This is a genomic window from Chryseobacterium mulctrae, from assembly GCF_006175945.1.
Lineage (GTDB): Bacteria > Bacteroidota > Bacteroidia > Flavobacteriales > Weeksellaceae > Chryseobacterium > Chryseobacterium mulctrae.
Genome location: NZ_VAJL01000001.1, coordinates 454133 through 466619 on the forward strand (window position 1 = coordinate 454133; position 12487 = coordinate 466619).

Annotated in this window: 13 protein-coding genes; all 13 read right to left on the reverse strand. The window is 37.5% G+C overall.

The features are described 5' to 3' along the window. Window position 1: 1 nt before the first annotated feature. On the reverse strand, window positions 2-625 hold the full coding sequence (traK, locus tag FDY99_RS01925; RefSeq protein WP_139418859.1) for a conjugative transposon protein TraK: 624 nt from the start codon (window positions 623-625) through the stop codon (window positions 2-4). Window positions 626-637: 12 nt separating this feature from the next. Next, entirely contained in the window at window positions 638-1630 is a 993-nt protein-coding gene (gene traJ / locus FDY99_RS01930; RefSeq protein WP_139418860.1) for a conjugative transposon protein TraJ, read from the reverse strand. 1 nt (window position 1631) lies between these two features. Beyond that, window positions 1632-2264 carry a DUF4141 domain-containing protein gene (locus tag FDY99_RS01935; RefSeq protein WP_139418861.1) on the reverse strand — a complete coding sequence of 211 codons (633 nt, stop codon included), beginning with the start codon at window positions 2262-2264 and terminating at the stop codon, window positions 1632-1634. 25 nt (window positions 2265-2289) lie between these two features. Continuing rightward, on the reverse strand, window positions 2290-4797 hold the full coding sequence (locus FDY99_RS01940) for a TraG family conjugative transposon ATPase (RefSeq protein WP_139418862.1): 2508 nt from the start codon (window positions 4795-4797) through the stop codon (window positions 2290-2292). Next, window positions 4794-5126: a DUF4133 domain-containing protein gene (locus tag FDY99_RS01945; RefSeq protein WP_139418863.1), complete on the reverse strand. Its 333-nt coding sequence runs from the start codon at window positions 5124-5126 to the stop codon at window positions 4794-4796. Before FDY99_RS01945 ends, FDY99_RS01940 begins: the two co-directional genes overlap by 4 nt. 10 nt (window positions 5127-5136) lie before the next feature. Then, on the reverse strand, window positions 5137-5442 hold the full coding sequence (locus tag FDY99_RS01950) for a DUF4134 domain-containing protein (RefSeq protein WP_139418864.1): 306 nt from the start codon (window positions 5440-5442) through the stop codon (window positions 5137-5139). Between the two features lie 1539 nt (window positions 5443-6981). Then, on the reverse strand, window positions 6982-7884 hold the full coding sequence (locus FDY99_RS01955; protein ID WP_102980671.1) for a bestrophin family protein: 903 nt from the start codon (window positions 7882-7884) through the stop codon (window positions 6982-6984). 40 nt (window positions 7885-7924) lie between these two features. Beyond that, window positions 7925-8626, reverse strand: a complete 702-nt coding sequence (locus FDY99_RS01960) for a VIT1/CCC1 transporter family protein (RefSeq protein ID WP_102980672.1) — start codon at window positions 8624-8626, stop codon at window positions 7925-7927. Window positions 8627-8776: 150 nt separating this feature from the next. Further along, window positions 8777-9280 (reverse strand): hypothetical protein, encoded by a 504-nt coding sequence (locus FDY99_RS01965; RefSeq protein ID WP_102980673.1) that lies wholly within the window; start codon window positions 9278-9280, stop codon window positions 8777-8779. Between the two features lie 12 nt (window positions 9281-9292). Further along, a complete protein-coding gene (locus FDY99_RS01970; protein WP_139418865.1) occupies window positions 9293-10057 on the reverse strand; it encodes a rubrerythrin family protein in 765 nt (254 codons plus the stop codon). Window positions 10058-10078: 21 nt separating this feature from the next. Continuing rightward, entirely contained in the window at window positions 10079-10342 is a 264-nt protein-coding gene (locus FDY99_RS01975; protein WP_123856258.1) for a hypothetical protein, read from the reverse strand. Window positions 10343-10435: 93 nt separating this feature from the next. Further along, a complete protein-coding gene (locus FDY99_RS01980) occupies window positions 10436-11773 on the reverse strand; it encodes a sensor histidine kinase (protein WP_162304130.1) in 1338 nt (445 codons plus the stop codon). 35 nt (window positions 11774-11808) lie between these two features. After that, entirely contained in the window at window positions 11809-12486 is a 678-nt protein-coding gene (locus FDY99_RS01985; RefSeq protein ID WP_102980677.1) for a response regulator transcription factor, read from the reverse strand. Between the last annotated feature and the right edge of the window lies 1 nt (window position 12487).

Consider the following 12487-nt stretch of genomic DNA (forward strand, 5'->3'; position numbering starts at 1 on the left):
TTTAACGTTCAACGGTTTCAACATCTTTATTTTCAAGGACGTTGAATTTTTCAATGGTAAATCCCTGGGGATTGCTGTCTGACCGCACGGAGTTCACTAATGAACAGTTGGTGATCAGACTTCGTATCGTCAGATTACTGGACCTGATAATGAACTGTCTTGCATACGTCTTGACCGAATATGGATAATTGTTAAAATCAGCCACCACACTGTCAACCTCGACTCTCTGCTGGATGTTCCCTGAGATGATCCTATTATAATAGCCCTTCTCCTGAAGGTCTTTATAATAATCGAATGCAGACTGGTCTGCCAGATTGAAAGCTCTTTTAACATTGCTTTCGATCGCATTCTTATCAGGTGCCACCGTAAAGAACAATTCGTGAAAACGCCTAACATGTTCCCTGGCTTCTACAGGCCTGTTGATCGACATATCCTGCGAGAGTGCTACCATCAGCGACTTGCCGTTATCCAATACATAGATCTTCTGACGCTGTTCTTCTGCAAATTGATAGGACTTGAAAACGACAATGCCCACTACAGCAAAACAAAGCACCGCAAAAACAAAGGTGAATAAACGGATCTGCTTGAAGCTGCTTTCTATATTTCTTAAAGTTTTAAATTCCATTGGATCGTATTTTTATTTTAATAGTCTGCCTGAAATATTTCCTGTTGCCGAGCCTGCTGCAGCTCCTGCAATATTTCCTGATTTCGCGGCGGTCTGGTTGACGTTTCGCATAAAGTTTCCGGCACCTCCTGCCTGAATGATCCATCCTGTAACCGTTGGCACTGTAAAGTATCCGACGATCCCGATGACCATATAGATGATGTATACGGTATTGGAAGTATCAGGAATGAAGTTCGGGTCTGCCAGCATTTCAATATCTTTTTCAATGATGAGTATTTGGATCTTGGCGAGTATGGCACTGAAAATATCAGCAACCGGCAGCCACAGATAGACACTGATGTATCTCGTCAGCCATTGGGTCAGTGTGGTCTGAAAACCATCCCACACGGAGATGGCAAATGCGATCGGTCCCAATATGGAAAGAACGATGAGAAAGAAAGTTCTAATCGTATCAATCACTAAGGCAGCAGATTGGAAGAGAATTTCCAGAAACTCCCGGAATCCATCCCGGATCTGCTTCTTGATGTCAAACATCTCCCTTTCAATATACATTCCGGACATCGTCACCAGATCGGACGGAGACCATCCGAGCTCATCAAGCTTCTTGTCAAATTCTTCATCCGAGATCAGATAGGCCATTTCGGGATTTCTAAGCATCGCTTCCCGTTCCAGAAGATCTTTTTGCTGTTGCAGTTCATTAAGATCCAGGACTTGATCTTCGAGCATTGAATGGCTACCCTGAACGATCGGACTTAAAACGCCATTGATACTGCCAAGCACCAATGTCGAGAAGAACATAATACAGATGCCGATGGCAAAGGGTCTCAGCATCGGAAACAGGTTGATCGGTTCAGCGCGGCTGAGCGATTGCCATACCTTGATGGCTACATAGAACAGTGCGCCCAATCCGGCAACCCCTTTTGCTACCGCAGCCATATCGGCACACAATGGCATCATCTCATCATAGACCGAACGAAGTACTTCGTGTAGATTAGTAGGTTCCATCTTACCAGTATTTTTGATTTGAAGTACCATAAAGATCTAGAACCCTTTTTGTATTGTTCTGCTTTTTGGCTCTCAGATAGCTGACAGAAATATTCTTGTTGGTATAGTATCGCACCAGATTATGGTACTCTTTGACCTCCTTATATACACGGTCGATCACATCCATTCTTTCTTTATCATTGAGCGAAAGCCCATTGGCTGTGATGATCTCCTTCAGTTCTTTCAGCAGTTCTGTACTTTCCGTAAGCAACGCCGAATAGCCGTTTGCAATGGCCGTCAGCTCCTGCGCATTGAAGTTGGGATCGTTGAGCATCTTGCTGAAATTGGTAACGTATATTTCTGATACGTCGCCGACCATCAGCACGGTCTGCTGAACCTTTCGGGCATCTTTGACCAGATTATTGATGGCTTTCAGTTTGTCATAATATTCCTTTCCCTGTTCATAGACCTTCTTTACTTCGTTGAAATTTTTAACGACATTGGAAACCGTTGATGAGGTCTGCACGATCTCATTGGCAGAATTCAGAATGCCTGATGCCAGATTAGCCGGATCGGTCACGACGAATTGTGCTTTGGAGAATGTAGTTGTAGCAAGAATGGCTACCATTGCTGTTTTAATAATTAGATTTTTCATTGTTTTAAAATTTTATAGGTTTGAATTATTTGTCTTTGTTCGATTTGATCCTCCTGAGAGAGATCCTCTTGATGGCATGTTCAACATTGCCATCAAGTTCAGAGGCCAGATTCATGACTTCCATTTTTTCAGTTTCTTCAGTAGTATAAGCCAGATATTCCTCGGTAGAGACTTCGGTGGCATAGACGGCAGAATGGGTTCCGCCCAGTCCGATCCAGACTTCTTTGTAGAGTCTTGTCGGATCGTTGTTCATATTGATAGAGAGTACCTGAGATTTTTCTTTGTCAGTCAATCCCAACATTGCCTGGATATCATCGAACTTGTTCATATACTTGCGCTGATCCAATAGGATCTTGCAGTCTGAATTATTGATAATACTCTCCTTGACGATCGGTGACTGGATGATGTCATCCACTTCCTGGGTCACCACAATGGCTTCTCCGAAAAATTTCCTGACCGTTTTGAAAAGGTATTTGATGTACTCCGCCATCCCTTCTTTGGCAATCGCTTTCCAGGCTTCTTCAATGAGGATGAGTTTTCTGATCCCCTTGAGCCTTCGCATCTTGTTGATGAAGACCTCCATAATGATGATGGTCACGATCGGGAACAGGATCTTGTGGTCTTTGATCGCATCGATCTCAAAAACGATGAATCGCTTGGACAAGAGATCAAGTTGTTTTTCTGAATTCAACAGGTAATCGTATTCACCGCCTTTGTAATAAGGCTCCAACACGTTGAGAAAGTTGGCGATATCAAAGTCCTTTTCCCTGACCTTCTTTTGTTCCAGAACTTTCTGGTAGTCATCTTTCACATACTCGTAGAATCCATTGAATGAGGGATGGGAATTTTTGCTCCTGATCTGTTCAATGTATCCGCTAACAGCATTGGACAAAGCAACCTCTTCTGAACGGGTGGGTGGTTCATCATCCCTTTTCCATAGTGTGAGGATCAAGGTTTTGATGCTTTCTCTTTTTTCAATATCAAAAACGCCGTCATCGGTATAGAATGGATTGAAAGCAATCGGATTGTCTTCTGTATAGGTAAAATATACGCCGTCCTCCCCTTTTGTCTTGCCCTTGATCAGCTCGCACAAGCCTTGGTAAGAATTTCCGGTATCGACCAGTAATACGTGAGCTCCTTGTTCATAATACTGTCTGACCATATGGTTGGTGAAAAAGGATTTACCGCTTCCTGAAGGTCCCAAAATAAACTTGTTCCGGTTGGTAATAATGCCCTGCTTCATGGGTAGGTCTGATATATCCAGATGAATAGGCTTTCCTGTCAGACGGTCAGCCATCTTGATCCCGAACGCTGAGGGTGAATCCTGATAATTGGTTTCTTCGGTGAAAAAGCACAAGGATGGTTCAATGAACGTGTAAAAGCTTTCTTCGCTTGGGAAATCACCAGCGTTTCCGGGAATACCTGCCCAGTACAAGGTTGCCGTGTCTGTCGTATTGTGACGGGGCTTGCATTCCATCAGTGCCAATGCACTTCCGGTGTCATTTTTCAGTTGTTTCAATTCTGAAGGATTATCAGACCAAGACATCACGTTGAAATGTGCCCGGATGGATTGGAGACCATATGAATGAGCTTCATTGAGGTATTTATCTATCCATTCCTTGTTGATCTGATTCGCCCTGCTGTATCTTGCCAATGAATGCATGTTTCTGGCAGACTTTTCGAATTTGTTCAGGTTTTCATCGCTGTTGTCAATGAACAGATATTGGTTATAAATGTGATTGCAGCTTAATAAAAGTCCTACCGGAGATGCGAAAGACAATAGGCAGCCACTCCTGTCGGTACTTAACTTTTCATATCGACTATGTGATGAGACCATCCCGGGCAGGTCATCGGTATCGGATAAAGTATGCATACTGATCCGGTTGTTGCCGATGCGCATTTCTTCTGATCCGAGTTTGATATCCTGCAAAGAAGGATTGGTTTCTCTCGACAGGGTCAGGTACTGCTCCAATATTCCTGACTGGCTTTCGGTTCCTGAGATCTCATCTTCGGTCATTCTTTCCAGATGAATATAACCGCTGTCATTCATGATCCTTTCAAACTGGTCGACAGCTTCCATAAAGCGACTGATTACCTCTTTGTCTTTGATCTCCTTTGGGATCAGTTTGCCTTTGCACAGCGAGGAAAAGTTGCTCTGCATCCGCATTCTCTCCTTACTGGTTTTCGTAATGAACAGATAGCAATAGTGGTTTAAGAATGGTCTCTCATTGAAATGTCTTTCAAAAGATTTTGAAAGAAAGCTCTGGTTTTCTCTGGACAGATCCGGGCTATAGTTTTCTTTGATAAACCAATCTTGCTTATGCACAACCGTAAAATCTGGCAGGGTCTTGATGGCCTTGAACCAGGCTGAATGGATCGCTTCATATTCTGCCGATGCTACCGTAAACAATTCAGGTAGCCTGACCTTAAAACAAACCGTGACATCTGCATCTTTGGAAATAATACAGTCGTTTTCTATCGCAAGCAGTGGAAATTTACTCTCCAGCGTTGCGACTTTGGAGGTATTTCTCATGCTGTAGCTTTTTGACGATTAATTTTCAGGTAGCGATAGATGCATTTTCGACTGATGATGTATTTGGGATGCTTTTTTTTAGCGCCTAATTTCATCAAGCCGTGCTCGCCGTATTTTCCATTCAGCGAGAAGGTCTGCCAGATTAGTATGGCACTACTTGCTCCGCCAATCGTAAGGCAGAGATAGGTATTGACGCCAGCCATGTACATGACCATCACGCATACGAGTATCCCCAATGATCCTCCTGCAAAAATAAACAGGTATTGGGCTTTTAGCCCTTTGAACTCTACCGTCCTTCCGATGCCTTTGTTGATATGATAGGTATTCATAATCATCATTTTAAAGGAAGAATGAACGAAGGATCGTTGCCGCCACGATCAGAAATATACACGCGCCGAACCAGCTGGCAGCGGTCTTGCTGGTGTCGGGGTCACCACTGCTGAACTTGTTGTAGACCTTGACCCCACCTATCAGCCCAACGACTGCTCCGATCGCATAGATCAGCTGGGTAGCCGGTTCAAAATAGGAGGTAACCATCTGGGTCGCCTCGTTGATTCCTGCGGTACCGTTGCCTTGGGCAAAGGCACCTTGTAGTGCCATCAGGATTAAACCTAATAGCAGTAGTTTTTTTCCTTGTTTTTCCATTTTACAAACATTTTAAGTTGTGATGGTGTGCCGCACTTTGCGGAACTATGGGACAAAGATGACTGAGCTTAGGAATTATTTTAACTGTGTGGCGCTTTAGGGAATCTTTTGGCAGTTGAACAGCGCTAAACTTTCCGGCAATCGTTTATAATTACTTGCAAATTTGTGGGGAATTTTAAAGAATGAAATCATCGATTAGAGTGTTAACTTTTAATAAGTTTCAACACTTTTAGGAAAATTACTTTAAAAGTTTTTTAACTTTATCCAGTAAAAACGATCAAGTCAGGGGTCAGTCGACGAAACGGAAAATATAACTCGCTTAGGCTATAATCTATTAAATAATTCGTTTTTTATAGATCAAATAAATTACTTCCAATTGTAAGCTGTACTTTCTACATTTCATTCTCTAGAATACTTATACAATGTCATTTTCGAAATCTTCAAGTCAGTGGCAATTTCGTTGAAGCTTTTTATCCCCCTCATATAATAACTTTCTGCAATAATAGCTTTTTGCTGCTTCCTTACTTAATGCTTTCCTGCCACCTATTTTCTTACCTCTTTTCCGTGCTTCGTCCAAGCCTGCTTTTGTTCTTTCACTGATTTAATACAAGGGCTATCAACGTAGCAGTAAGAGATGCAACCTATGTTTTTAGATGGGCTTCTCTATCATAACTCTCATTTACAGTAGAAGAATATTATACTGATACTTCGGAGTTTACCGATCAGGTACTTGCTTTGGATGTAGTTAGTGGGGTTCAAATTTGCCCAAAAAATCAGAGATTTGAATGATAAGAAGCTATTTATTATTTTAGTATCTACGGGGTATTTTGCGTTATCAGAACATATAGGAGGAACAATCAAAAGCAAAAAGATTATTGAAAACTAGGCCTAAATATGAAGGTTTGCAGCTTCTATAAAAAATGAAACTGTTACAGCTTCACTGATTGCCAAAAAGATTGGAAGTTATCCAAGGCAAAAACGGACTTGTTGTAGCATTATGGGAATTGGATAAAATTGAAAGAATCTTATGCTCGACTGGAGAATGAGTACGGAACTTAGATGGAGAGTTACTTCGGAACTTAATAAGGGGGAAGCTAATAATGCCTCGGCAAGAGCTTTATAAGAATTACTTAAGCATCTTTCTCCATTAAGATGGTAAGCATATTCAATTTACCTTAGACTATGTCTGAGAAGATCGTAATAAGCTTAAAAAAAGAGAAGTTTAGATTGTTAAGAAAAGTTTTAATCATTTAGTCAATCTATTTAAATTGCAAATATTAATAGATCTTATCATTAACGTACGAAATTTTACTTTTTCGTAGACTGCCTCTTACTATAGATATCCGTTTTTTGAATGTCCAAAATCAATAAGAATTTAGTCTAAGTATTATTTTTGTCATTCTGAAAGAATTTAAACACACTGAAATAAAACCGTTTAGACTCCTACGGAATGACAAAAGAGTGCTGATTTTGAGTATTCTGACTGAAAACGGACATTTAATTCCGTTTTTAATCTAAAATAAACTTAATTGAAATAATTTATAAAAGTTTATTTTTTACTTCGTTACAATTTTGTTCAATCGTAATACAGATTTCATTAATTGTTACAGATGTTTTATTTTCAGAAAATGGTTCTCCGAATAAATTTGCCAATTTATTGATGGTTAAAAAAGAAGAACTAATGATAACCATAATTGGAATTGCTAATAACTCAAAACGGCTTTCTTCTCCGCCCAAATCAATATCGCCAATAAATAATGGAATAAGAATGACGTAGAAACTCACAATAATTTTTGTAAAAGCACTGTAAATCATTAAAAAAGGAGTATTCTTTATTCTTTCTGCTTTACCTTGAATGTCGTAGAAACGATTAATATGCTGCATTAAGTCATTTTTTTCAAAATTAGCTTTTGATGCAAAATCTGTTTCAAAGCTTTCTGCGAGTGCTAATAAAATTTCATTTGAAATTTTATTGCTGCTATTTACTTTAAAGCGTTTTAATAGTTGTGTTTCTTCTTCATTAAATTTTGGCTTAAAGTTGTTATGCATTTCATTTTTAAGCTGGCGAATGTATAAAATACTCAACTCTATTAATTTTTGAGCTTCTATTTTTACATCTGATTCCCCAGATCCCTTGAAATTCTCTTTATTTCCATAGTAAGCATATATTTTTGTTACAAAACTTCTTGTATTGTTTGTAAGTTCACCAAATATTTTTCTTGCTTCCCACCATCTGTCGTAGGCAGAATTCATTCTAAAACCCAAGAAAAATGCAACCGCAAGTCCAAATACAGAACCGATTTGTCCTGATATTTTATAAATATGATCACCAAAATATTCTTCAAGTCCAAGTACCAATATTGTATAAATTGTAGTGATTACAATAAACGGAGATGAAATTTTCAGCAATTGCAATAAACCTTGCTTTTCAGTTTTTATCATTCTTTAATCTTGTTAATTAAACTTGACTATTAATTTTTAATTATACTTTAACACCAAAGATATAACCCACTAAAGCTGATAAAACCATTGCAATAGTTCCCCAAATGGTAATTCTTAAAATAGCTTTTGGAATATTAGAACCACCTGTTTTTGCTGCCATTGTCCCTAAAATAACAAGGAAAATTATGGTAGAACCATAAAGCCAATATTCCATTCCCTTTACAGGAGCAAAAAGTATGATCAAAAGCGGCAAAACACCGCCCACTGTAAAAGCTGCACCCGATGCTAACGCAGCCTGAATAGGATTTGCCTGGCTGATTTCATTAATGCCCAATTCATCTCTAATGTGTGCTGCTAATGCATCTTTTTCTGTAAGTTCTATTGCTACTTGCAATGCGGTTTCTTTTTTAAGACCTCGCTTTTCATAAATTTGAGCCAATATTTGCAATTCTTGTTCGGGCATTTCTTTTAGCTCTATAATTTCTCTTTCAATATCAGCTTTTTCTGTGTCGGTTTGTGAACTTACCGAAACGTATTCTCCTGCTGCCATAGACAAAGCTCCTGCAACTAAACCGGCAATTGTGGCTAAAAGGATTGGCTCTCTTGTGGAACTTGCTGCTGCAACACCTATTGCAAGGCTGGAAATGGAGATTATTCCGTCATTTGCTCCCAAAACAGCTGCTCGCAGCCAATTGCTTCGGTGAATGTAATGATTATCTAAATAGTTGTCGATTGTTATCATTTTTTGAGTTTTTCGGATTGTTGTGATTAGTAAATATAATTACAAAATAAAGAGTGGAGATAATGTTGATCAATTTTAATAAAAAAAGAACGATTCTTTTTGAATCGCTCTGATATTTAAATAGATTTCCTTGCGATAAATAATGTATTTTTAGTCATCATCTTGTTTTTCACCTTGTTCATTGTTCTTTTCATTACCGTTTTGAATAGTGGTGCTTGATGAAATTTCGGTATGTCTTATTTGACCTCCAAGATAGCCAGTTCGAGCCACTAAAGCAAAACTGATTATTGCTAAAAAAAGAGTTACCAATGTTAATGATTTTGCCAACGAATTTTTAATAAATTCAAGATATATTGTAATGAGCGATGCAACTCCTACAGAGATAAATGCTGTAAGTGCATACGCTGCAAAATCAGCGTGCTGTTCTATTATATTTTCTGAAACACCCCGTATATTTTCTACCGTTTCTTCTGCACCTTCTCCTGTTATGTAGGCAATGACAGCCCCTAAAGCAGAAATAATAAAGATATAATGTGCTGCCGTTTTCGTTGTATTGCTTTTTTTCCAGATACCATATCCTAAAACTAAAGTTCCCAAAAGCGAACCAAATATAGGCAGATGAGTAATGAGCAAATGTATGTGTGCTTGATCCATTATTTCTACGTTTTAAAGTGAATTGATTTTAATAAATTTCTCGCCACTTGTCATAGAAATTCCGCAGCGTTTTGGTGCTGTTGTTTCATACGTATTACCACAAGTAGGGCAAACAAAATAAGTAGAAGCCAAAGTGTTTGTTTTATTGCCGTTTAGTGCAGCCAATGCAAGTACATAAAGTTCTTTATGTTTTTTCTCGGTTTTATAAGCATAATTCAAGCTCATTAAAGCCAATTGATTTCCCGCTGCATTTGCTTCTTTAAGAAATGTGGGGTACATCGTCGCTGCTTCATAAGCTTCTCCTTTTATGGCAAATTCTAAGTTTTCTTTGGTAGATTGTACCTTTACGTCAATAGTTGGTGTTTTTACTACAACTCCCATCTCTTCTAATACCGCTTTGTGATTGTTAGCGTGTATTTTTTCAGCCAAAGATGCTGCTTTGAATAGTAATGCAATTTCTTTAAATCCTTCTTCTTCCGCTTTTTTAGAAAAAGCAGCATATCGAGCGGTTGCATTTGATTCACCATTAAATGCTTCTTGCATATTGGCGACTGTTTTTACCTTTGCCCGTTCTACAGAAATTGCTTTTTGCTCTGAGGATTCTTTATTTGTGGTACCTGCTTCAGCTGGAGGTTTCATTTCGTTGCTATTCTCATTTGATTTTTTACAAGAATTCAAAAAAAGAGAGGCAACTAGAACAAGACTTGCTAGGATAGCAAATTTATTATTTATAATAATAGATCTACCTTTTTGAGTTTTAAAAATAATAGTTTTCATATTTTTTTATCATTGATCAGTTTACTTGTTCTCATTTTTTTCGTTAGCTTCATTTTTTTCACCTGCTTCACTATTTTCTTTTCTTTCGCTGACTTCGCCGGTTTCTTTTTTTTCGTAAGTTTCGTTCCCTTCTTTTTCAGAAGTTGCAGCTCTTGTATTTTGGAAATGTTTAGTGGTATCTACTTTTGTACTAGATGCTTCTGACTCTAATTTTTCATTTTTTTTACAAGAAAAAAAACTTAATGTTACAAGAAGTAATGCAAGGGTGATTGTTTGCGCTTTCATAATTTAATTGATTTTAAGATTATTTATAAAGCAAAGGTAACACTGGCTATCTTTTACTTTTCTAAGTGAATTCTTAAAATCAACTAAAGTTTTTTAGGAAATAAATTGTAAACAGAATGAGGTGCCCTGATCTTTGACGCTGTTTACGGTAAGTATGATGTTTTGTACTTCACACAATCTTTTTACAATGGAAAGACCTATTCCGTTTCCAGGTATTTGAGAATTTCTGGAGTCATCAACTCTATAAAATCTATTGAATAGTAAGGGTAATTTATCCGCTTCTATTCCAATACCATCATCTTCTACGCACAAAATTTGATCAGAAGAATTATAGGAAATGTAAATATTCCCATCTGTTTTGTTGTATTTTATGGCATTAGAAATGAGGTTATCAAGAATCATTTCCAATAAAAGAATATCTGCAGAAACGATAGCTTCTTGCGGAAGATTATTATGGATATGTATGCTATTTTTTGTGAGGAGTGATTCGTTATTTTCGATGCTTTTTCCAATGGCTGTATGTAGAATTACAGGTTCTTTATTCGCAATAAGAACGCTGGATTCTAAACGGGCAAGTTGCAACAATTGATTGTGTAATTGTGATAACCTATTGGTTTGATGCAGTACTTCTTGCATTTTTACTTCATAGTGTTCGGCAGTTCGTGGCTTTCTTAGAAGTACTTCTATAATTCCTTTTATTGCAGCCAAAGGGGTTTGCATCTCGTGAGAAGCATCTGATGTAAATTGTTTTTGCTGGTAAAAACTATTTTCTAACCTGTTCAAAAGTTGATTTATGGTAGTTGCTAATTGGTGTATTTCATCTTGATTTTCGGGTAATGGCAATCGGGAATTAATATTGGTATAAGCAATTTGTGAAGCTGAATCAATCAATTGATGTATGGGTGCAATAGCTTTTGAAGCCACAAAAGACATAATGAAATATAAAATGGATAGAATAGCACAATACGTTAAAATTAAAACTATCAATAAGTTATGTAAAACATTGTAGGATTCCTGCTGCGAAACGCCAATTGTTAATTGTCCTATTATTTTATGATTATTATTAAATACAGGAAATTGACCTTGTCTTATTTTTTGATTATTAATTGTTTCGTTATAAAAGACCGTTGATTTATTTTTTGGATTAAAAAGAAAGTGACTGTCTTGTAAATTGATAGATTTGAAAATAGTGTTCCCTTTCAAATCCACTATTTGTATAAATGTAGGGTTTACTTCGATTTGACTGTGTTCTGCTTCTTCCCATTCTGGCATTTTATTCATGATGATTTGGTCATCGTCCCAATCTAAATTAGCAAAAATTTCGTTTTTTTCTATAATAATATCCTCATCTAAATGCTTGTAAGAAGTATAATATACTACACCATAAATAACGACAAAAGCAATCGCGGTCAAGACAGCAATTGCGATCAAATTATAAGTCGCTATTCTTTTTTTGAAACTTAACCTCATTCGTTGTCATTAATTCTATATCCAACCCCTCTAATAGTTTGAATGATAGATTCTTTACCATCAGTATCCAATTTTTTTCGTAATCCATTGATGAAAACATCGATAACTGCAGTGTCTTTATCAAAATGAATGTCCCATATTTTTTCCATAATCCTGGAGCGGCGGCATACTTTTCCCTTGTTACGCAGCAATAATTCTAATAACCCAAATTCTTTTTGGGTGAGTATAACTTCTTTTCCGTCTTTAGTTACTTGATGTGCATCAATATCCATCGCAATATCTCGAAATGTAAATTGGGATTGTTCACCTGTACTATTTCGCATCAATACCCTTATTCTTGCAAGTAATTCTTCAAAAGCAAAAGGCTTTTTCAAATAATCATTAGCACCTGTTTCTAAACCAAAAACAGTATCATCTACAGTATCCTTTGCGGTCAAAAAAATAATGGGCACTCGCTTGTTTACTTTTCTAACATTCCTACAAATTTCTATTCCACTTATACCAGGAAGCATCCAATCTAGCAATAGAATATCATATTCATTTACCAAATCTAGGGCTAATTCTAAACCCACTCTTCCGTTATCAGCAACATCTACTGCAAAACCTTCTTCTTCTAGTCCTTCTTTTAAAAAGCCAGAGATTGAAGGTTCATCTTCCACTAGTAAAATTCTCATA